The organism is Aeromonas sp. FDAARGOS 1410, assembly GCF_019048745.1.
Lineage (GTDB): Bacteria > Pseudomonadota > Gammaproteobacteria > Enterobacterales > Aeromonadaceae > Aeromonas > Aeromonas jandaei.
Genome location: NZ_CP077401.1, coordinates 4,240,146 through 4,261,724 on the forward strand (window position 1 = coordinate 4,240,146; position 21,579 = coordinate 4,261,724).

The window sequence follows — 21,579 nt, forward strand, 5'->3', positions numbered from 1 at the left end:
TCCCATAGCTCACGCCTAACCAAATGAAAAACCGTGACGGCAATTGATCCCGTTTGAATCGGCGTTGCCGGAAAAATAGCGGTCTATTCCGATAGCTCACACCTGACCAAATGAAAAACCGTGACGGCAATTGATCCCGTTTGAATCGGCGTTGCCGGAAAAATAGCGGCCATTCACTGCCATCAAACCGGCCATTGCCGTTTTAAGGGCTGCCCGCACGGCAACAAGGCGGCTATGGCACCAACCCCGTCACTATAAATTTAATTTATGGCTTTTCGGGAAATGACCCAATTTAACCTTATACCTAACCGGATCCGCGGCGCAGGGTCCGTTGTTCTCTCTTGCCTGCTCTCGAAAGCCTGCGCCCGATCTGTTCAAGCTGACTCGCGCAGCGCTTCACCTTGTCACCTTGCTTTTGGCTTTGACTGCCAGATTTAGCCGGCAACCAACGGGATCTTCTCGCTGGCGGGCACCCGGGCCAGCTGCCAGTGGGCGATGCCCCAGCTGATGATCTCGTCGATCCGGCTTGCCATCAGCTCCGGCGGCGGGCACTGACCGAGGAAGTGCAGCGCCTGCCACAGGGCCGGGCGCACCTCATCCAGCGCCAGCGCCAGCGCCGGCGCATGGTTCTGCTTGGAGAGCTTGTTGCCATCGGCCTGTACCGCCAGCGGCAGATGCACCCAGTCCGGCACCGCTGCCCCCAGGGTCTGGTAGAGGGCAATCTGACGCACCGTCGGCTCCAGCAGGTCGGCGCCGCGCACTATCTCGGTGATGCCGCTGTCCATGTCATCCACCACCACCGCCAGGTTGTAGGCGTAGAGCCCGTCGCGGCGGCGGATGATGAAATCCTCCTCGGCGAGCGCCGCCGGCACCGCGATATGGCCCTGCAACCGGTCATCGAAGTGGTAGACCGGATGGTGCTGGCGCAAGCGGGCGGCCGAGCCCTCTGCCGTCAGCCCCAAAGTGCGGCAGTGGCCATTGTAAAAGCCACCGCTCGCCATGATTTCGCGCCGGGTACAGCGGCACCAGTAGAGATCGCCCGCCCGGTAGAGCTGGTCGATGATCTCGTCATAGCGGCCGTGGCGCGCGCTCTGGAACATCACCTCGCCATCCCACTCAAGACCGTATACCTCAAGGGTTTTGAGAATAAGGTCGGCCGCCCCCGCCATCTCCCGCGGCGGATCGATATCCTCGATGCGCACCAACCAGCGCCCCTGTTGCGCTCTGGCCTGCAAAAAGCTGCCGAGGGCCGCAATCAGCGAACCGAAGTGGAGCGGGCCGGAAGGGGACGGCGCAAAGCGGCCCACATAGGGGCGAATTTGGGGGGAGGAAGGGGTATTCACAGCCATGACGGTTCGGATAAGCAGTTCAGTGAGGCGCATTTTGGGACGCCCCGCCCAAAAGCTCAATAAAAAAGGGAGCCCGCAAGCTCCCTTTTTCATATTGCAGCGGGTCGGTATCAACCGGCCATCTGCTTTTCCTTGATCTCGGCCAGCGTCTTGCAGTCGACACAGAGGTCGGCTGTCGGACGGGCTTCCAGACGGCGGATACCGATTTCGATACCGCAGTGCTCGCAGTAACCGAAGTCGTCATCTTCCAGCAGCTGCAAGGTCTTCTCGATCTTCTTGATCAGCTTGCGTTCACGATCGCGGGTACGCAGTTCGAGAGCGAACTCCTCTTCCTGCGCGGCACGATCCACGGGATCCGGGAAGTTGGCAGCCTCGTCCTTCATGTGATCAACGGTGCGGTCAACTTCCTGCATCAGTTGGTTGCGCCAGGCACCCAGGATCTTGCGAAAATGCGCCTTCTGTTGGTCATTCATGTACTCCTCACCCGGCTTTTCCTGGTAAGGCGCGACACCCGCAATGGCCAGGGGGCCCAGAGATTTCCTGTTTTCGCCTGTTGGCATGCCCTGTCTCCTAATTCAGCACGCTACCCGTGCCATCCATAAATTGAGGGCGACATCTATAGCAGAAGGGTAACGGGTAAGCAAACGAGCCGTACCAATAATGTTACCCACTCCAATATTTATGAACTCCCCTCGGGTAACAGGTGGCTGGATTCAAACGGGATAAATCCTTGTGCCACCATGCCTTGCACCCCAACATGGGGCCGATAGCATAAAATTTCAACCCCCGCCGCAATTGCCTGTTCAATTAGCAGACTATAGTGCGGATCTATGTGCGCTGCAGGGCGCATCCGGCTTATTCCGGAGTGCAACACCATAAATAGCAGCACGGCTCTGTGACCTGCCGCTTTCATGGCCATCAATTCACGTAAATGCTTGGCGCCACGGGCAGTTACCGCATCGGGGAAGTAGCCCATGCCGGCATCTTCCCGCTCGTCGAGCAGGGTGACCGATTTTACCTCGATGTAACAGTTGCCCCTCTTCTCATCTTCCAGCAAGAGGTCGATGCGACTGTTCTCTTCGCCATATTTCACCTCGGTGCGCAATCTGGCATAGCCGCACAGCGGTGCGATGGCACCCTGCTCGATAAGCTCCCGGGCGATCTGGTTGGCGCGCGCGGTGTTGACGCAGATAAAGTGGCCGGCCGGGCTCTCGGCGATCTCCCAGCTATGGGGCAGCTTGCGCTTGGGGTTGTCGGAGGTCGAATACCAGACCCGGGTGCCCGGATCGGCGCAGCCGGTCATGGCGCCGGTGTTGGCGCAGTGGATGGTGATCACCTCGCCATTGGCCAGTTCGACATCGGTCAGAAAGCGCTTGTAGCGGGCAACAAGCTGCCCGGATTGCAGCGGGGGCTCGAATATCACGGGTTCGCCCTCCGCGCCTGTTCGTTGTCCCACTCATCCCGAGTTCCCTCATCCCTGGCTCTGGCCCGCAGCGGCCAGCAGGCGAGCGGCTGGTAGCGCACCCCGTCCGGGGTCGAGATCGACTCATAGAGACAAAATTGATCGGCCTTAAGCAGAAAATCGGGAGCCGGCAGGGTGGCTGGCGCCTCGCCCGCCTTGCGCGACAGGGTGACGTGAGGGCGATAACCCTGCTCGCCATTGCCAAGTCCCAGCTTCTCGCCGTGACGCCGCAGCGCCTTCGCCAGCACGGTCAGCTCGTTGGGCCACTCCTTCGGGCCAACCCAGCCAGCCTTGGCGCGGCTGAACCAGCCGGTCTCGTCCAGCCTGATGGTGAGAGGCGGACAGTGCTGGCGCTCAACGGCGGCAATCAGGCGGCGGGTGGTCACCTCGTCCGCTTCACCGAGGAAGGCAAGGGTGAGGTGAAGATTGGCTTGCGGCACCGGCTGACCGGGCCAGGGGCGTTGATCACGCCAGCTGATGAGTTCGGGAGCGAGCTCCCCGACGGGCAGGGCAAAGAAGAGTTTGGCCATTCGGGTGAAAATGCCTTTTTCCAGACAGAGAGGGTGGCCCATTCTATGGCAGCCATCTCCTCCTGTCTCGCCATCCGGGCCGAGGGCCATCTGCTCCCCTACATCTGCTCACGGTGGCCGGGCTGGCTGTGGCAGAATAGGCGCCGTTTTACCGGTTGCAACAGAAGGTGTTGATCGTTTTGTCCCCACTCCCCATCGTTTCGGTGCTGCCCGAACTCTTTGCCGCCCTCGACCGCCACAGCAGCGTGATCCTGCAGGCGCCCCCCGGCGCGGGCAAATCGACCCTGCTGCCGCTGGAGCTGGTACGCCAGAACCGGCTGCCCGGCCGCATCATCATGCTGGAACCAAGACGGCTGGCGGCGCGCAATATCGCCAGCTTTCTGGCGCGCCAGCTCGGGGAGAAGGTGGGCGAGCACATCGGCCTGCGGGTGCGCGGCGAGAGCCGCACCAGCTCCGCGACCCGGCTCGAGATCGTCACCGAGGGGGTGCTGACCCGGATGTTGCAGCAGGATCCCGAGCTCGGCGGCGTCTCGCTGGTCATCTTCGACGAGTTCCACGAGCGCAGCCTGCATGCCGATACCGCGCTGGCCTTCGCCATCGAGAGCCAGCAGGGGTTGCGCGATGACCTCAAGCTCCTGGTGATGTCCGCCACTCTGGATGGCATGGCGCTGGAAAAGTTGCTGCCGGATGCACCGGTGATCCGCTCGGAAGGGCGCGGCTTTCCCATCGACTACCACTATCGCCCCGCCAATCGCCAGCAGTGGCTGGAGCCGCAAGTCGGCGCCGTGGTGCTCGAAGCGCTGGCCGGGCAAGCTGGCAGCCTGCTGGTCTTTCTGCCGGGACAGGGAGAGATCGAACGGCTGGCACATTGGCTGGAAGGACGGCTGCCGGATGATGTGACCCTCACCCCCCTCTACGGCCGCCTCGACATGGCAGCCCAGCAAGCGGCCATCGAGCCGGCACCTGCGGGCCGCCGTAAGCTGGTGCTCACCACCAATGTGGCGGAGACCTCCCTCACCATCGAAGGCGTCTCTGTCGTGATCGACAGCGGGCTGGAGCGGCGTGCCTCGTTCGATCTGAAAAGCGGCGTCACCCGACTGGAGACCCGCCCCATCGCCAAAGCCTCCGCCACCCAGCGGGCGGGCCGTGCCGGCCGCCTTGGCCCCGGCGTCTGCTACCGGCTCTGGAGCAGCGAGGTGCAGGAGCGGCTCGCCGAGCAGAGTCCGCCCGACATCCTCACTCAGGAGCTGACCGGTCTTCTGCTGGACGCCGCCCAGTGGGGGGCAAAGGTGGAAGATCTGCCGCTGCTCGATATGCCGCCGGCCGCGGCCGTCGCCAGCGCCCAGCGGCTGCTGGTCGCCCTCGGCGCCATGAAGCCGGAGGGTGAGCAACAACTTACCCCGGCTGGCCGCGCCATGGCGGCCTTCGGTACCCATCCCCGGCTCGCCCGCATGCTGCTGCGCGCCCGCGAGCTGGAAGCTGAAGGTCTGACAGGGATTGTCGCCGATGCCGCATATCTGGTGGCGTTGCTGGAAGAAGATCTGCGAGGATCGGAGCGCCTCTCGGTGCTGTTCCACCGCCGTCAGGGAGCCCTGCGCCAGAGTGCGGCCCGCTGGTTTGAACGGCTTGGCGTGCGCCCGGCCAATCCACAGGGTCAGTGGCTCGGGCTGCTCTGCGCCCTTGCCTGGCCGGATCGCATCGGCAAGCTGCGCAGCGGCAGCCGTTACCAGCTCAGTGGCGGGGTGAGCTGCGATCTGAACGAGGGTCACCCCTGTCAGGGCCAGAGTGCGCTGATTGCGGTGGAGATGGGCCAGAACGAGCGCGGCAGCCGCATCTTTATCGCCGAACCGATAGAGCTGGATGAGCTGGCGCGCCTGCTGCCAGAGCTGGTAAGCGAGCGGCAGTGGTTCGACTGGGACGAGCGTGAGGAGCGGGTGCGAGCCGAGCGCCAGCAGGTGATCGGCGAGCTGGTGCTGAGCCAGCGACCGCTGACAGATCTTTCGGATGAGCAGAAGGGGCGCTGCCTGCTGCAGGGCATCCGCCGCAAGGGGCTGCATGTGCTGCCGTGGGACGAGAGCAGCGAAGGGCTGCTGGCCCGTCTGCGCTGCGCCCGCGACTGGCTGCCCGATGAGGAGTGGCCAGCCATGGATGACGACAGCCTGCTGGCTACCCTCGAACAGTGGCTGCTGCCGGCGGTGAGCGGCATGACCCGGCTGGAGCAGTTGAAAAAGCTCGATATGAGCGACATCCTGCGCCAATCTCTGCCCTGGCCACTGCCCAAAAGGCTGGACGAGGCACTGCCCGGCCACTTTACGGCACCGACCGGCAGCCGGGTACGGATCCGCTATCAGCCGAGGCAGGCACCGGTGATCCCGGTGCGAATTCAGGAGATGTTCGGTCAGGCGGCAACCCCCTGCGTGGCCGATGGTCGGGTGGCGCTGGTTGTAGAGCTGCTCTCCCCCGCCCAGCGACCGCTGCAGATCACCGCCGATCTGGCCGCTTTCTGGGCTGGCTCCTACGAGCAGGTGAAAAAAGAGATGAAGGGGCGCTATCCCCGCCACTACTGGCCGGACAATCCGCTGGAGGCGATGCCGACCAGAGTCACCAAGAAGAAGATGGGTATCTAGGTTCGATTGGCCAGGCCCGATCGGACGTTCGCGAATGCGACATAACAAGTAGAAAGGAAAGCAAAGAGGATTTATGGCAACCCAACGACGCAAGCGCGCCCCCAAGAAAGCGCCACCCAAGCGTACCATCTGGCGCAAGCTGTTCTGGCTTGGCTTCAAGCTCTCGCTGGTGGTAGCGGCCTTCATGGTGGTGTTTGGCATCTACCTCGATACCCAGGTGCGCGAGCGATTTGACGGCGAGAAGTGGCAGCTGCCGGTGATGGTCTACAGCCGTCCGCTGGAGCTCTATCCGGGTCAGCGCCTGTCGCGCGACCAGATGCTGCGCGAGCTCAACATGCTGAGCTACAAGCAGGTGCGCCAGCCCCATACCCCGGGTGAATACACCATCATCGGCAACCGCATCGAGCTTATTCGCCGACCATTTGCCTTCTACGATGGCACCGATGGTGCCCGCGGCCTGCGCCTCACCTTCAACGGCCCGCGCCTCGAGGGGATCCAGTCGCTGGAGAACCAGCGCCAGCTCGGTTACGCCCAGATGGACCCGGTGCTGCTCGATCGCCTCAACACCGAAGATCGGGAAGATCGCCTGCTGGTGCGCCTCGCCGAGGTACCGGACAGCCTGCTGGTGACCCTGCTCACCACCGAGGATCGCGACTTCTATCAGCATGGCGGCGTCTCTCCCATCGCCATCATGCGCGCCATGTTTGCCAACCTGATCGCCGGCCGCACCGTGCAGGGGGGGAGTACCCTCACCCAGCAGCTGGCCAAGAACTTCTTCCTGACCCGTGAGCGCAGCCTGTGGCGAAAACTGCAGGAAGCCTACATGGCAGTGCTGATCGACTACCGCTATAGCAAGGACGAGATCCTGGAGTCCTACCTCAACGAGGTCTATCTGGGGCAGAACTTCTCGCAAGGGGTCTATGGCTTCGGCCTCGCCTCCTACTTCTACTTCGGCATTCCGGTCAACGAGCTGGACATCGATCAGGTCGCCCTGCTGGTCGGTCTGGTAAAAGGCCCCTCCTATTACGATCCCTGGCGCTTCCCCGATCGGGCCAAGGTGCGCCGCGATCTGGTACTGAAACTGCTGATGGATCACGGCAGCCTGACCCAGGCCGAATATGATCTGGCCAGCAAGCAGCCGCTCGGCATCATCGCCCGCGGCCAGATGAGCTACGGCCGCACCCCGGCCTTCATGGGGCTGCTCAAGCGCGAGATCCAGAGCCGCTTCGGCCCGGATCTGCTCAAACAGTCCGGCCTCAAGATCTTCACCAGCCTCGACCCCATCGCCCAGCATGCCGCCGAGCAGGCGGTCGCTTCTGGCCTCGCCGACATCGAAAAACTGCGCGGCAAGAAGAAGCTGGAGGCCGCCATGGTGGTCTCTGACTGGCACAAGGGCGAAGTGGTGGCACTGGTCGGTGGTCGCGATCCTCGCTACGCCGGTTTCAACCGGGCGCTCGATGCCCGCCGCCAGATCGGTTCGCTGGTGAAGCCAGCGGTCTACCTGACCGGCCTCTCCAACGGCCTGACCCTGGCGACCCCGCTCAAAGATCAGCCGATCCGCATTCGCGGTCAGGATGGTCAGGTCTGGACACCGCAGAACTACGATCGCAAGTTCCGCCAGAGTGTGCCGCTGATGGATGCGTTGGCCAGCTCCCTCAACGTGCCGACCGTCAATCTTGGTCTGCAGGTGGGGCTGGAGAAGGTGGTCGACACCCTGCACAAGCTGGGGGTGCAGCAGGAGATCCAGCCCTATCCGTCGCTGGTGCTGGGGGCCGTTGCGCTCTCGCCGATGGAGGTGAACCAGATGTACCTGCCCATCGCCAATCAGGGTCTTACCCAGCCGCTGTCGGCGATCCGCGCCGTGGTCAAGGGGGATGGCAGCCTGCTCTATCAGCATGATCAAACCGCCAAACGGGTCACCGACAGTCAGGCGAGCTGGCTCACCCTGTTCGCCATGACCAAGACGGTGAGTCAGGGGACGGCACGCTCGCTGGGTGCCAAGTTCCCGGGCGCCACCATGGCGGCCAAGACCGGCACCACCAACGAGCTGCGCGACTCCTGGTTTACCGGGCTCGACAACAATGAGCTGGTCAGCATCTGGGTCGGCCGCGATGACAACACCCCGGCAGGTCTCACCGGTGCCAGCGGCGCCCTGCAGCTGTTTACCGGCTACATGAGCCAGCGCGGCGTCAACAGCCTGAGCCTGCAGATCCCGGAAGGGGTTACCTGGGCCAACTTCTCTCGTACCAGTGGCACCCGGGTCACCAGCGACTGCCCGGGCAGCCTGCAGGTGCCGGCCAAGGTATCGACCATGGGCTCACCGACCAGCTGCAGCAGCCCGGGTACGCCACGCAGCGCGCTGGACGACTGGTTCGGCGGATTCTTCAACTGACCGAGGGAGACGGGTAGCCCGGGCTGCCCGTCTCGCCAACCCGCTTACAAGGAGTCACCATGAACCAGCCGCTGTTTGAGGCCATCCACCACGTTGCCATCATCGCCAGCGATTACGCTCGCTCGCGCCACTTCTATCACGAGGTGCTGGGGCTCCCCATCATTTCGGAGACCCTGCGCGAGGCGCGCCAGTCGTGGAAACTGGATCTGGCCCTGCCGGATGGCAGTCAGCTGGAGCTGTTCAGCTTCCCCATTACGCCCAAGCGCCCCTCTACGCCAGAGGCATGCGGCCTGCGTCATTTGGCCTTTCGGGTCGGCGACCTTGACCGCGTCATCACCCATCTGCATGCCCACCAAGTCGCAGTGGAACCGGTGCGGGTGGATGAGCTGACCGGCAAGCGCTTCACCTTTTTCGCTGACCCCGACGGCCTGCCGCTGGAGCTCTACGAAGCGCCGCGCTGAGTCCGCATCGGCCAAACAAAAAGCCGCCCGGCGAACCGGGCGGCTTTTTTATTTATTGCTGGCGTTTTATCAGGCGGTGGTCAGCATGGCGACAGCCAGTGCCATCACCATCATGCCGGCCCAGCCGATGGGCTTGAGGCGCTCGCGGAAGATGAGCAAGCCACCCAGCGCAGTACCGAGAATACCGATGGCACCCCAGGTCGCGTAGGCCACGGCCAGGTCGATCTTGCCACCGCTAACCGCCTCGGAGAGCAGGGTAAAGGCCATCAGCACCAGCAGGATGCCGAGGAAACCCCACCTCTTGTAGCGAAAGCCGACCGAGCGGTTGATCGCCATGTTGGCGCCGATATCCAGCAGCGCTGCGCCAAAAACGATGATTAACGGGTGCATACAACCTCCTCGCCATTGCGGGTGTCACCGTGAGCACTTGTCGGCTCATCGTGGCACTCCCCCATGGTCACCATAACAATACCCACTATCGCCAGCCCCAGACCAATCAACTCCTGAGCACTCAGGTTGTAGTCGAGGAACATCACGGAGACGACGGTGATCAGCGCAATCCCCAGCCCCTCCCACAACGCAAAGGCAATACCAATGGAGATTGTTTTGGCGGCTTTGGCCAGTAGCAGATACGAGAGCGAAATCAGCACCCACATCGGCAAATAGTTGAGCCATCCGGCATCGTTCTCGGGGATCATCGCCATACTCGAGGTGCCTGCCACCTCGGTCACTATGGCGCCCGTCAAAAATATTCGAGCTAAAACCATGCGACTGAATAACATAAATTTTCCTTTTGTTGCTGCGACGGGAGAGATGGTAGCTCGGGTCTTCTCTCCGGCGGGAGTCGCTGAGCGTCGATAATATCGACGCTACTCGTTTGCCTTGTCAGTCGGGGGCAGGGTAAGGTGAAGATGGGATCACTGTGTCATATGCCGTAAACCATGAAGCTTTATCAGATAGAACTCTTTGTCGAGTCTGCCAATAGTGGCTCCATCGCCAGCACTGCCCGCCGCCTTGGCAAAAGCCGCAGCGCAGTCAGTACCGCCATAGCGGCTCTTGAAGTCGAGCTTGGCGTCGAACTTTTTGAACGCGGTGCCAACCAGAGTCGGCTGACCGAAATCGGCGAGCTGGTGCTGGATGACTGCACCCGCCTGCTGCAGGCCGCCAACAGCCTGCAACAGAAATGCGAGCACTACGCTTCGGGGGCCGAAGTGGCACTGCGGATCGCCCGCGATGACGCTATCCCCGAACAGGTATGGCGCGAGATGCTGGCTGGACTGCACAGCCAGTTTCCCGGTACCAGCATCTCGCTGGTGCTCGCCTCCCCGCCCGAGCTGCCCGCGCTGGTCGAGGAGGGATTTGTCGATGCCGCTTTCGGCCTCATTACCGAAGATCAGGAGCGCAGCGGCCTCCACATCGATCTGCTCAACCCGATCCGTACCTTGATGGTGGTTGCCCCCAACCACCAGCTGGCGGCCCTGAAGCGAGTGGTGCAGCAGGATCTCACCGATCACACTCAGGTCACACTCTCCTATGTGGATGAGTTTTCTGTAAAAAGCCTGCTGCCAGTGGGTGGCAAGCATATCGGTCTCTCCAGCTTCGAGTTGATGCGCAATGCGGTGCTGGACGGACTTGGCTGGGCGGTGCTCCCCTCGCCTCTCATACAGAGTCAGCTGAGGCAGGGGTCGCTACTGACACTGAAACACAAGTTCAGCCTGCAGTGGCGGGATTACGGGGTCTATCTGGCGCAGAACGCCTATCACGGCAAGGCGCTGGCCTGGTTGAAGCGCTCAATCCAGACATATCTGGAACCATTCGAATAGATGAAAGTCACGGAGCAAGTTCACGATCTGCATTTAAGCTGATGCGTCTACCGAGCATGATCGTGCATACTGTTTACATACTCATTGAACGCCGGAGGCGTAACCGATATGAGCAGTGCCCAAGACAAGGACGACATTTGGCTGGATGACGACATCATCGAACTCGATGACGAAGAAGTCGTAATCCCCAAGGCACTCAACCCCTGGCAGGTGCTGATCGTGGATGATGAGCCCGACATTCATCATGCCACCCGGCTTGCCCTCTCCAATATTCAGTACAAATCCCGCCCGCTCGAACTGCTCAATGCTTACAGCGGTGCTGAAGCCGCCACTATGCTGGAGGCCAATCCCAAAATAGCCCTGATCCTGCTCGATGTGGTGATGGAAACCGAAGACGCCGGCCTGCGGCTGGTGCACAGGATCCGCAACGAAATGCGCAACTCGCTGGTGCGCATCGTGTTGCGGACCGGCCAACCCGGCCAAGCACCGGAGCAGCGGGTGATCCTCGATTACGATATCAACGACTACAAGACCAAGACCGAGCTGACGGTACAGAAGCTCTACACCACCGTCATAGCCTCCCTGCGCTCGTATGAAACGCTGAGTGCCATCGACAAGAGCCGGCAAGGTCTTGGCAAGATCCTGGAAGGGGCCGGAGACCTTTACCATCTCCATTCGCTCAAGGAGTTTGCCTCCGGTGTGCTCAAACAGATCAGCGCGATTCTGGACGTCGGTACCGAGGGTGCCATCTGTGCCGAACGCCGCCCGGGCGAGCAGAAACTGGAGATCCTGGCGGCTACCGGTGACTATGAAACCCTGCTGAGTCAGGGGAGTCTTACCGACTTCCCGACCCTCAACGAGTCGGTGACCAAGGCGCTGGCAGCCCGTTGCAACCGCTTTGAACACCCGCAGGACTCGCTCTATATCGCCGCCCAGAATGGCCGGGAATTCGTACTGAGCTTTACCCCCACCCAGCCCCTCGACCCCCTCGAGTGCGACCTGCTGGATGTGTTCTGCCAACGTATCTCCGCCGCCTACGACAACCTCTATCTCTACAACCAGCTGCTGCGTGCCCAGGAGGCGACTGTTGTGGCGCTGGCTGCACTGGCAGAGTTCCGCGACTCGGACACCGGCGAACACGTCTTGCGGGTCCAGAAGCTATCCGATGCTCTGGTGGAAGAGCTGCAGCAGATGGCCGCCTACCCCGAGCAGCTCACCCCCGAGTTTATCGAGATGATCGGCATGGCCTCCATCTTGCACGATGTGGGCAAGGTGGGCACACCGGACCATATCCTGCACAAGCCGGGACGTTTCGATCCCGACGAGCGGGCCATCATGGAGCAGCATGCCGGCATTGGCGCCAACATACTGCACAAGGCGGGCGAAATGGTGGAAGGTACCAGCTACCTGTCGCTCGGAGCCGAGATTGCCCGTGGCCACCACGAGCATTTTGACGGCAAGGGTTACCCCGAACGGCTGGCTGGCCAGCAGATACCGCTCTCGGCGCGGATTGTGGCGGTGGTCGATGTGTTCGATGCCCTGCTCAGCAAACGCCCCTACAAGGAGCCCTGGACGCTGGAGCAAACCATGGAGTACATCCAGTCGCGCTCCGGCACCCAGTTTGACCCCCATGTCGTGGCTGCCCTCGCCCGACTGGTCAACGAATCGCGGCTTCCCTACTCGCTCTGAATCTCATGCCATACCGGTGACGCAACCCACCGGTATGGCATCAAAACAGCCAATTTGTTGCATTTTGCGCACACCTACTCTCCCCCTGCGATAAACATCCCCTCTCTTTGGCGGCGATATCTGCTGAAATATGGTCATTTAACATCACATCGCTATAATGTCGGCCTGCAAACCCGATATTAAAACCAAGGAAATATCATGAGCCTGAACCTGGTACCGGCCGGCAAGAGCCTGCCCGACGATATCTACGTCATCATCGAAATCCCGCAGAATGCCGACCCGATCAAATACGAAGTCGACAAGGATAGCGGCGCAATTTTCGTGGATCGCTTCATGTCCACCCCGATGTTCTATCCGTGCAACTACGGCTATGTGAACGCGACCCTCTCGCTGGATGGTGACCCCGTCGACGTACTGGTTCCGACCCCCTACCCGCTGCTGGCGGGCTCCGTCATCCGCTGCCGCCCGGTTGGCGTGCTGAAGATGACCGACGAATCTGGCGAAGATGCCAAGATCGTTGCCGTACCGCACTCCAAGCTGACCAAGCAGTACGACCACATTCAGGATGTGAACGATCTGCCGGAACTGCTGAAAGCACAGATCCAGCACTTCTTCGAGCGCTACAAAGAGCTGGAAGCAGGCAAATGGGTCAAGGTTGAAGGTTGGGGCGACAAGGCCGCTGCCGAAGCCGAGATCAAAACCTCTGCCGAGCGTTACGCTGCCAAGTAAGCGCAACCCGCAGATGAAAAAGGCGCCTTATGGCGCCTTTTTAGTGGGCTGTTGCGACAAATTTGGGGGCGTTTCGCCAGCAGGATCCCCCTGAATATATATTTCACGACCATCTTGCTGCTGGTAGGGACGGTAGTAATCGCTCCCGCAGCGATACCCTCCCTCCTTCTGACTCACCAGCTCGCAATTGACCGGCAGCACCTCCAGCCACTTGATGGCCTGCTGGAAGCGCAACCACTCCTGCCACTCATGTTCGCGCGCCAGCTTGTCGCGCAGAGCAAAGGCATCGATCCCGTCATCTCCCTTGCTGACGATGACAGGCCCCGCCACTGCAGGCAGGCTCACCGCCACCAGCCATCCCAAGAGCCACAGCTTCATAACCCCTCCTCGTGACTTTTTTCCACAATTAAATTTAAAGCCACATCAGTCTGTTATCCGGTTCACAAAACGAAACATCGCCAAACTGGCCCCGTCTCACCTAGTTGTTAATTATCATCCCCGGCAGGAAACACCGCCATGAAGCCAATCGCCGCGCTGTTGCTCGCTTTGACCCTCTCTACCACCGCTCATGCCAGCGAGATCCAGATGAGCTGGCAGTGGCAATCGCCGGGCGGCCAGCACCAGCACTTTCAGCTGACCACAGATGACCAGACCCTGGCAGCGAGCCAGCACGAGATGCAACTGCTCGATGCCTCCCTCACCAAGCCGCTGGAGACCCTGTACGCCTACATCGGACCCAGGCTCTACAACAGCATCAATCTCATCAATCAGTACAGCCCCGAGACCGCTACCAAGTTTCGCTCGCTGGAGCAGGCCTTCACCCTGCACGATGACAGCATGGAGTCGCAACTTTTCTGGCAGGCGTACCAGCAGTATCAGGATGATGCCTTCTACCAGATGATGGTGGTGCCCTGCGTGCATCCCTCCAATCGCAAGCTACCCTGCGTGCGGCCCGACTACTCGCGGCTCTTCTACCACTTCAAGGACTCCCTCAAGCCGCTGGCCCGCCAGTTTGCCGCCAAGGATCTCGCCACCAGCGTCAGCCTGCTGCAGGAGTGGCTGAACGCCATCCCGACCCAGCCCGAGCAGATGGATCACTTCGCCCCTCCGCTGCAGGCGCTGCAGGAGAACAAGGCCGACAGCGACGAGAAGGCGCTGCTGATGGCCAGCCTGCTGGCAGAGCTGGCGCCGCAATATGTGCTCAGCATCATTTATCCCGATATCAGCATCGGCAGTGTCTCGCCCGCCTGGCTCGCCATCACCGCCGACAGCGGCCTCAAGGGCGATACCCTGATGATCAACAACCAGCGTCAGGTATTGCTGACCGGATCTCCGCTGATGGTGCAGCAGATGGCGCTGGCCAGGATCCCCCTCGTCAGCCAGCCGCTCTACTGAACCCGAGAGCTCAGACCAGCAGCCAATTCATTGATTTTTATCGATGTCATGCCATCCTAGCCCACCTCGTCAAACCGACGGGGTGGTGGCACTTCCGAATTGCGATTCTATTTAACACTTTTTAAACAGATCCGATCAGTTTAGGATGAAGCTCGCCCATTCCCTCAATCTGAAACTCGTTATAACATAACAAATGGAGTGTCATCAGGATGAAACATCTCGTACTTACTTTGGCGCTGCTGCCCTGCCTCGCCTTCGCCAGCAACATCAAGGAAGCGAACCCGGTTCCGCTGGTCAATATCAGCGACAAGGGTGAGCTGGTACTCAGCGGCAAGGAGATCAGCTACCAGCCGTGGCAGAGCAAGGCGCTCACCGGCAAGGTCTTCCTGATCCAGCACATCGCCGGTCGCACCAGTGCCAAAGAGCTGAATGCACCGATGATCGAGGCGATCAAGGCGGCTCATCTGCCCCATGACAAGTACCAGACCGTCACCATCATCAACAGCAATGACGCTATCTGGGGTACCTCCGGCTTTGTGAAGAGCAGCGCCGAAGATACCAAGAAAGAGTTCCCCTGGTCCGCACTGGTGCTGGATGCCAAGGGCATGGCGCGCAACGCCTGGGATCTGGCGCCGGAGAGTTCAGCCATCATCCTGCTGGATAAAGAGGGCAAGGTGCTGTTTGCCAAAGATGGCCAGCTCGATGCCAACAACATCGCAACCGTGATGGGGCTCATCAAGTCCCATCTCTAATCAGAGTGAAAGGGCGCTGATGGCGCCCTTTCCATAAGGGTCTATGGGTCGTATCAAGCTGAAAATCTGGATCCTGTTGCTGGGCTGGTTGTTGCTACAACCCCTGCTCGCCCGGCATCAGCTTGACTCCGCCCTACCCGGTCACGACAACCACCACTGTCTGGTCTGTGCCCTCCATCTGGATGGCAAACAGGCGATCACCCCTGCCCCATATTGTTACGCTGATAAAACGGCCGACACGCCTGTTGTTGCACTCATGCAACACTCGGCAGATGCCACCCCTCCCCACAGCTACGCAATCCGTGCGCCACCGCTCTCCGCTTTTATCTATCCCTTTGTTTAAGTTATCTTTTTGTTATTAAAAGGATTCAAGATGAAAGCAGTTACCCTGTTGCTGGCGGTAGCCACCTTTGCCGCGCACGCCAATCACGATGAACACGAAAGTCACAGCCACGGCGCCCACGAACATGGCCACGGCCACCTCAATCTGGTGGTCGATGGCGACCAGCTGATGATCGAGCTGCAAGCCCCTGCCGCCGATCTGGTGGGCTTCGAGCACGCAGCCAAGAGCGACGAAGAGAAGGCACAATATGCCAAGGCCATTGCCCGCCTCCAGCAGCCTGACACCCTGTTCCGCTTCGACCCGGCCGCCGGCTGCAAGCTGACCCAACAGGAGCTGCAGGCCGCCAAAGAAGATCACGACCATGACCATGACCATGACCATGACCATGACAAGGCTGCCAGCGGCGAGCATGAGCACCACCATGATCATGACGAAGCGGGTCACGCCGATATGGGCGCCATGTATACCTACACCTGCGCTACCCCGGCCAAACTCACCGGTCTTGAAGCGACCCTGTTCAGCGTCTATCCGAGCCTTGAGAAGCTGAGCGTGCAGGGGATCCTGCCCACCAGCCAGACCGCAGCCGAACTGACCCCGTCCGCCAACAAGCTGAGCTGGTAACGCCATGAAAAACGCCGTGGTTGAGATCCGCGATCTGGCCTTTGCCTGGCCGGGTCACGAGGTTGTACTCGACCTGCCCACCCTGACCATTGCAAAGGGCGAGCGGGTCTTTATCAAGGGGCCGTCGGGCTCCGGCAAATCGACGCTGCTCGGCCTGCTGGCCGGGATCCAGACCGCCAACCACGGCACCCTGGAGGTGCTGGGCCAGCCACTGGCCCAGCTCTCTGGTCGCGCCCGTGACCACTTCCGGGCGGCCAATCTCGGTTACATCTTCCAGCAGTTCAACCTGCTGCCGTTTCTCTCGGTGCTGGATAACGTCACCGCTGCGCTCACCTTCTCCCCCGAGAAGCGCAGTCGGCTGCAAGCCTCGCCACAACAGGAGGCGCGCCGCCTGCTGGCAGAGCTGCAACTGCCGGACGAAGCACTGCATCGCCCCGTGCACGCCCTCAGCATCGGTCAGCAGCAGCGGGTTGCTGCTGCACGGGCACTGATCGGCTCGCCACCACTGGTGATCGCCGACGAGCCCACCTCGGCCCTCGACACCGATAACCGGGCCGCCTTTATCAAGCTGTTGTTCGAGGAGTGCGACAAGCAGGGTTCGACCCTCATCTTCGTCAGCCACGATCCTTACCTCGAACCGCTATTCCCGCGGGTGGAAAACCTGCAACAGCTCAACCGGAGGGCATCATGCTGACTCTCGCCCTGCAAAGTCTCTGGGCCCGCCGCCTTACCGCCGGGCTTACCCTGCTGGCCATCGCCATCAGCGTCACCCTGCTGCTCGGGGTGGAGCGGGTGCGCAATCAGGCACGCGACAGCTTTGCCAATACCGTCTCGGGCACCGATCTCATCGTCGGCGCCCGCTCCGGTCAGGTGAATCTGCTGCTCTACTCGGTGTTTCGCATCGGCAACCCCACCAACAACGTGGGCTGGGACTCCTATCAGGCCATCAAGCAGCGCCCCGGCATCGCCTGGACCATCCCGCTCTCCCTCGGTGACTCCCACAAGGGATTTCGGGTGCTCGGCACCAACGGCGACTACTTCACCCACCTGAAGTACGGCCAGCAGCAGTCGCTGCAACTGCGCGAGGGGCGACCATTCGATACGCCGTTCGAAGCGGTACTCGGCGCCCAGGTGGCCGAGAAGCTCGGCTATCACCTTGGCCAGTCCATCGTCATCGCCCACGGCGCCGGCAACACCTCGTTCAGCCAGCACGACAACCTGCCGTTCAAGGTGGTGGGCATTCTGGCGCCGACCGGCACGCCCATCGATCGCACCATCCATGTGCCGCTGGCGGGGATCGAGGCGATCCATCTCGGGTGGGATACCGGTCGCCACAGCAAGAACGTGACGCCGGAGCAGGCGCTGGCGCAGGATCTCACCCCGAAAACCATCACCGCCTTTATGGTGGGGTTGAGCAACCGGATTCTGGCGTTCCAGCTGCAACGCACCATCAACACCTATTCCAGAGAGCCGCTGATGGCGATCCTGCCGGGCGCCGCCCTGCAGGAGCTGTGGAGCCTGATGAGCGTGGCAGAAACCGCTCTGTCGGTCATCGCCGGTTTTGTGGTGGTGGCGGGCCTGATCGGCATGCTGACCACCTTGCTCGCCGGGCTTAACGAGCGGCGCCGCGAGCTCGCCATATTGCGCTCCCTCGGCGCGGGTCCCGCCCATCTGTTCCTGCTGCTGGCGCTGGAGGCGATGGCGCTGACCACGGTTGGCATCGCGTTCGGGGTGGCGGTGCTCTACCTCGGGCAGGGGCTTGCTACCCCCTGGCTGCTCAGCCACTATGGCCTGCAACTGAGTCTGGGGCTGCCAAGCGCCTACGAGTGGCAGTTGCTGGGGCTGGTGTGGCTGGCGGGCATGGTGATCGGCCTGCTCCCCGCCGCTCGCGCCTACCGCTACAGCCTGAGCGATGGCATGAGTATTCGCGTCTAGCGAGACGCCCAAAAATAGAAACAGAAGGACAGATGATGAAGTGGAAAATAGTGGCGCTGCTCGCCAGCCTGCTGGCGCTGCCCGCCATGGCCGCAGACGATTACAAGACCATCGACTGGGATGTGCTCATCCCGCAGGGGGAGAAGATCCAGCCGCCCCCGCCGATCAACCATGACGGCAACTTTGCCTCGGTGCCGCAACCTGTGGGTGGCGTGAACAAGAAGCTGGATGAGCAAAATGTGCGGCTGCCGGGCTTCGTGGTACCGCTGGAGGGGGATGCCAAGAAGATCACCGCCTTCCTGCTGGTGCCCTACTTTGGCGCCTGCATCCACGTGCCGCCCCCGCCCACCAATCAGGTGGTCTATGTGAGCTACCCCAAGGGGGCGCCGGTGGATGACCTGTGGGACGCCATCTGGGTCAAAGGCAAGATGCGCACCGTCAGCTCCAGCCACGAAATGGCCACCGCCTCCTACGCCATGGATGCGGTGGAGGTGAGCGTTTACGAGGAGTAATCCTCCCTTTGCAAAAAAAGCGGCCTCCACGGAGGCCGCTTTGTTATCTTCAAACTTGGCTTGGAGTAACATTCACCTCCTGCACCTGTGCGAATGGAGTCAGCATGGCCGATCTGCCCCCCCCCAAGAAAGAGAGTTCGATCCTGAGCAGTCAGGAGCAGACTCTGCGTCTGGCCCGCAGTCGCGGCATCGATGGCATGCTCACCCGCAACACCGACAGCACCTTCGAACAGCGCGCCACCTTTCGCCATCTGGCGGATCAGGCCGCCCGCCAGCGCAATCTGGAAGCCATCATGGTGATGGCCTCCCGTCACTGCGAAGAGACCGCCGCTGGCGGCGAGATGGACAGCGACTGGCTGACCCGCTTCCTGCAACTGGCCGAAGATATCAGCATGGTGCCGATGCAGCAGCTGTGGGGGCGGATCTTCGCGCTGGAGATCGCCACCCCAGGTCGCTTCTCCATTCGGGCGCTCTCCACCTTGAAGGAGATGACCCAGCGCGAAGCCCAGCTGTTCCAGCGCATCTGCTCCCTCACCTGCCACTATGCGGGCAGCGACGAGCAGCGCCTGCTGCTGGGGCTGCACAAGGGAGCCAGCCTGCTGAGCCGCGCCAAGGCAACCCGGCTGGGGCTCGGCAAATATCGCCTGCCCTATAGCGCCCTGCTGCAGCTGTTCGAGCTGGGTCTGCTGCACAAGGGCGAACTGGAGTCCGGCCCGCTGCCCGCCGATGGGGTGGAGCTGGAGTTCGGCAACCAGCGCTGGCGGCTACAGCGCAAGCAGAACAACATCACCCTGCTCTACTACCGGCTCACCCCGGTGGGCAACGAGCTGGCCCAGCTGCTCACCGATGCGCCGCTGGATGAGTACCTGCAGGATCTGAAAACCGTGCTGGTGCAGGGGATGCAGATAGAGGTGCAGCAACAACCGAGCGAGCAGCCCCCCTCACCCACCGAGCCAACTCCCGCAAGCCATCCCTGAACCCGTTCCTGAATACCTCGGGGAGGCAAGCCCTCCCTTCTTGCGAATAGGGCGCTCTGTATTGCTCTCATCTTCAAAATGAAGTGCAAAATGCAGATCGCTCCCCCCTCACCACCCCCTTTTTTTGCAACTTGCAAAACAAAATCCCTACTACCACGCTCACCAGCCCTTTAATGACATAAAAATCATTAAAAATGGAGCATGGCCCATCCTTTGCACACACTCTTGATGTAGATCAAAATTCAACCACCACTGTTCGGGAGCAACGCCATGAGAGTCAATCAACCGGTTACCCAACGCGAACGTCTCTATCCGGAACACCAGAGCCTCATCTCCACCACGGATCTGGAGAGTCGTATCACTTACGCCAACGAAGAGTTCTGCGAGATTGCCGGCTTCCAGCTGGACGAGCTGGTGGGCGAACATCACAATCTGGTGCGCCACCCGGACATGCCGAAACAGGCCTTTGGCGATCTGTGGAGCCATATCAAAGAGGGCAAAGTCTGGATGGGGCCGGTGAAGAACCGCTGCAAAAATGGCGACCACTACTGGGTCAGCGCCTTTGTCACCCCCATCAAGGATGCCAATGGCCGGGTCGTCGAGTACCAGTCAGTGCGCACCGCGCCGAGTGAAGAGATCAAACAACGGGCCGAGAAGATCTATGCCGACCTGCGCAATGACAAGCTGCCGCTGGCGCTGAAACTGCCGACCTTCTCCCACACTCTGGCCATCAACCTCTGCCTGCTGCTGAGCCTGGTCGCCATCCTCAGCTTTGGCTACGCCCATACCGTGGGCTGGCAACTGACCCTGGCCGCCATTCCGCTGGCCGTGGCTGCCATCACCCTCAACGCCCTCTCCCGTCGCCTCGGCAAGCTCAACAAAATGGCTCGCAGCCGCTTCGACAACCCGCTGATGCAGCTGCTCTACACCAACAAGGTGGACAACATCGCCGCCATCGAGCTCTCGATGGTGATGAATCAGGCCGAGTTCAACGCCGTGCTGGCCCGCACCCAGCAGACCTGCAGCCGGATCCTGCAAGCAGCCGAGGGGGATCTGCGCAACGCCGAGTCCATCACCGAGAACCTGCAGCAGCAACAGGCCGAGACCAATCAGGTAGCGACCGCCATCACCGAGATGTCCGAGTCCATTCGCGAGGTATCGCAAAGCTCCAGCGACTCCTCCAGCCTGCTGGACGAGACCGCCGACCTGTTCAAGAGCGGCAACGACAGCGTCACCGAAACCGTCGCCGCCGTTGCCGGCATGAACAGCGAACTGACCACCTCCAGAACAGTCATCAGCGCGCTGGTCGGTCACTGCCGCGATATCGACGGCATCCTCGATGTCATCAACAACATCGCCAACCAGACCAACCTGCTGGCCCTCAATGCCGCCATCGAAGCTGCCCGGGCCGGTGAAGCGGGTCGCGGCTTCTCGGTGGTCGCCGACGAGATCCGCTCGCTCGCCATCAAGACCCAATCCTCTACCAGCGAAATCCAGAAGATGATCACCGAACTGCAGAACAGCTCCGGCGAGGCTGAGCAGGCGATGGAGAAGGGTTGCCAACTGGCCGAGAGCTGCCAGCAGAAGGCATCGGTCACCGGCACCATCCTGCAGCAAATCAACAACATGCTGCAGCAGGTCGCCTCCGGCAGCGGCCAGATTGCCCAGGCGGTGCTGGAACAGTCCCACGTCACCGACGAGATCAACCGCAACGTGCTCAGCATCAAGACCCTGGCCGATGACTCCAGCGTCGGCAGCCAGCACGCCGTCCACGGCATCACCCAGCTGGTAACCCAGCTGAGCGAGCTCAACCGTCTGGTACGCCAGTTCCAGAAAGGGGCTCCGGCCACCCAGAGCCGCTACGAGATGCCAGCCGCCCGCGTGGTGCCGGTTCGCTAAGCCAGATAAAGACAAGCAATCAGCGCAGAAAAACCACATGGGCCCTTGGGCCCATGTGGTTTTTTAATGTCTGCCAACAAAAG

The 21,579-nt window shown here is 61.2% G+C and carries 22 protein-coding genes; 15 read left to right on the forward strand and 7 right to left on the reverse strand.

What is annotated here, in order from left to right; all coding sequences use genetic code 11:
* Positions 1-434: 434 nt before the first annotated feature.
* The 4 genes from gluQRS to thpR all read right to left on the reverse strand — a co-directional run bounded on the left by gluQRS (position 435) and on the right by thpR (position 3,341).
* Complete coding sequence (gene gluQRS, locus I6L40_RS19655) at positions 435-1,349, reverse strand: tRNA glutamyl-Q(34) synthetase GluQRS (protein ID WP_216995456.1); 915 nt, start codon at positions 1,347-1,349, stop codon at positions 435-437.
* Positions 1,350-1,459: 110 nt separating this feature from the next.
* Positions 1,460-1,909, reverse strand: coding sequence for an RNA polymerase-binding protein DksA (gene dksA, locus I6L40_RS19660; RefSeq protein ID WP_005335644.1), 450 nt, complete (start codon positions 1,907-1,909; stop codon positions 1,460-1,462).
* 119 nt (positions 1,910-2,028) lie between these two features.
* Positions 2,029-2,772: a DNA/RNA nuclease SfsA gene (gene sfsA, locus I6L40_RS19665; RefSeq protein WP_071912723.1), complete on the reverse strand. Its 744-nt coding sequence runs from the start codon at positions 2,770-2,772 to the stop codon at positions 2,029-2,031.
* Complete coding sequence (gene thpR / locus I6L40_RS19670; protein ID WP_071912935.1) at positions 2,769-3,341, reverse strand: RNA 2',3'-cyclic phosphodiesterase; 573 nt, start codon at positions 3,339-3,341, stop codon at positions 2,769-2,771. Before thpR ends, sfsA begins: the two co-directional genes overlap by 4 nt.
* A gap of 179 nt (positions 3,342-3,520) precedes the next feature.
* Here thpR and hrpB point away from each other — a divergent pair, with 179 nt between their 5' ends.
* From hrpB to I6L40_RS19685, 3 genes are all read left to right on the forward strand, one after another.
* Positions 3,521-5,968 carry an ATP-dependent helicase HrpB gene (gene hrpB, locus I6L40_RS19675; RefSeq protein WP_216994751.1) on the forward strand — a complete coding sequence of 816 codons (2,448 nt, stop codon included), beginning with the start codon at positions 3,521-3,523 and terminating at the stop codon, positions 5,966-5,968.
* A gap of 73 nt (positions 5,969-6,041) precedes the next feature.
* Entirely contained in the window at positions 6,042-8,360 is a 2,319-nt protein-coding gene (gene mrcB, locus I6L40_RS19680) for a penicillin-binding protein 1B (protein WP_041210229.1), read from the forward strand.
* A 59-nt stretch (positions 8,361-8,419) separates the two neighbouring features.
* Positions 8,420-8,821 carry a VOC family protein gene (locus I6L40_RS19685; protein WP_071912720.1) on the forward strand — a complete coding sequence of 134 codons (402 nt, stop codon included), beginning with the start codon at positions 8,420-8,422 and terminating at the stop codon, positions 8,819-8,821.
* Between the two features lie 69 nt (positions 8,822-8,890).
* On the opposite strand, the gene I6L40_RS19690 is transcribed toward I6L40_RS19685, so the two are convergent.
* Together I6L40_RS19690 and I6L40_RS19695 are read right to left on the reverse strand one after the other, a co-directional pair.
* Positions 8,891-9,211, reverse strand: coding sequence for an SMR family transporter (locus tag I6L40_RS19690; protein ID WP_033113059.1), 321 nt, complete (start codon positions 9,209-9,211; stop codon positions 8,891-8,893).
* A complete protein-coding gene (locus I6L40_RS19695; RefSeq protein WP_083593472.1) occupies positions 9,199-9,603 on the reverse strand; it encodes an SMR family transporter in 405 nt (134 codons plus the stop codon). The genes I6L40_RS19690 and I6L40_RS19695 overlap by 13 nt, the downstream gene beginning before the upstream one ends.
* A gap of 159 nt (positions 9,604-9,762) precedes the next feature.
* On the opposite strand from I6L40_RS19695, the gene I6L40_RS19700 reads away from it, so the two are divergent.
* From I6L40_RS19700 to ppa, 3 genes are all read left to right on the forward strand, one after another.
* Positions 9,763-10,644 carry a LysR family transcriptional regulator gene (locus I6L40_RS19700; protein ID WP_071912717.1) on the forward strand — a complete coding sequence of 294 codons (882 nt, stop codon included), beginning with the start codon at positions 9,763-9,765 and terminating at the stop codon, positions 10,642-10,644.
* Between the two features lie 108 nt (positions 10,645-10,752).
* Positions 10,753-12,333, forward strand: coding sequence for a DUF3369 domain-containing protein (locus I6L40_RS19705; protein WP_071912715.1), 1,581 nt, complete (start codon positions 10,753-10,755; stop codon positions 12,331-12,333).
* Positions 12,334-12,531: 198 nt separating this feature from the next.
* Positions 12,532-13,062 carry an inorganic diphosphatase gene (gene ppa, locus I6L40_RS19710; protein WP_005335667.1) on the forward strand — a complete coding sequence of 177 codons (531 nt, stop codon included), beginning with the start codon at positions 12,532-12,534 and terminating at the stop codon, positions 13,060-13,062.
* 27 nt (positions 13,063-13,089) lie between these two features.
* Here ppa and I6L40_RS19715 read toward each other — a convergent pair whose 3' ends face one another.
* The gene (locus I6L40_RS19715; protein ID WP_071912713.1) at positions 13,090-13,440 is read right to left on the reverse strand and encodes a hypothetical protein; all 351 of its coding nucleotides are present in this window, start codon (positions 13,438-13,440) and stop codon (positions 13,090-13,092) included.
* Between the two features lie 138 nt (positions 13,441-13,578).
* On the opposite strand from I6L40_RS19715, the gene I6L40_RS19720 reads away from it, so the two are divergent.
* The 9 genes from I6L40_RS19720 (at position 13,579) to I6L40_RS19760 (ending at position 21,496) form a co-directional block, all read left to right on the forward strand.
* Positions 13,579-14,457 carry a hypothetical protein gene (locus I6L40_RS19720; RefSeq protein WP_041210235.1) on the forward strand — a complete coding sequence of 293 codons (879 nt, stop codon included), beginning with the start codon at positions 13,579-13,581 and terminating at the stop codon, positions 14,455-14,457.
* 209 nt (positions 14,458-14,666) lie between these two features.
* On the forward strand, positions 14,667-15,209 hold the full coding sequence (locus tag I6L40_RS19725) for a YtfJ family protein (protein WP_041210236.1): 543 nt from the start codon (positions 14,667-14,669) through the stop codon (positions 15,207-15,209).
* A 43-nt stretch (positions 15,210-15,252) separates the two neighbouring features.
* The gene (locus I6L40_RS19730) at positions 15,253-15,552 is read left to right on the forward strand and encodes a DUF2607 family protein (protein WP_043849910.1); all 300 of its coding nucleotides are present in this window, start codon (positions 15,253-15,255) and stop codon (positions 15,550-15,552) included.
* A 30-nt stretch (positions 15,553-15,582) separates the two neighbouring features.
* Positions 15,583-16,173, forward strand: coding sequence for a DUF2796 domain-containing protein (locus tag I6L40_RS19735; RefSeq protein WP_216994752.1), 591 nt, complete (start codon positions 15,583-15,585; stop codon positions 16,171-16,173).
* A 4-nt stretch (positions 16,174-16,177) separates the two neighbouring features.
* Positions 16,178-16,867: an ABC transporter ATP-binding protein gene (locus tag I6L40_RS19740; protein ID WP_071912708.1), complete on the forward strand. Its 690-nt coding sequence runs from the start codon at positions 16,178-16,180 to the stop codon at positions 16,865-16,867.
* A complete protein-coding gene (locus tag I6L40_RS19745) occupies positions 16,861-18,108 on the forward strand; it encodes an ABC transporter permease (RefSeq protein WP_071912706.1) in 1,248 nt (415 codons plus the stop codon). Before I6L40_RS19740 ends, I6L40_RS19745 begins: the two co-directional genes overlap by 7 nt.
* Before the next feature lie 32 nt (positions 18,109-18,140).
* Positions 18,141-18,620, forward strand: a complete 480-nt coding sequence (locus I6L40_RS19750) for a DUF3299 domain-containing protein (RefSeq protein WP_071912704.1) — start codon at positions 18,141-18,143, stop codon at positions 18,618-18,620.
* A 104-nt stretch (positions 18,621-18,724) separates the two neighbouring features.
* A complete protein-coding gene (locus I6L40_RS19755) occupies positions 18,725-19,597 on the forward strand; it encodes a TIGR03899 family protein (RefSeq protein ID WP_216994753.1) in 873 nt (290 codons plus the stop codon).
* 270 nt (positions 19,598-19,867) lie between these two features.
* Positions 19,868-21,496, forward strand: a complete 1,629-nt coding sequence (locus I6L40_RS19760) for a PAS domain-containing methyl-accepting chemotaxis protein (protein ID WP_216994754.1) — start codon at positions 19,868-19,870, stop codon at positions 21,494-21,496.
* Positions 21,497-21,579 lie beyond the last annotated feature (83 nt).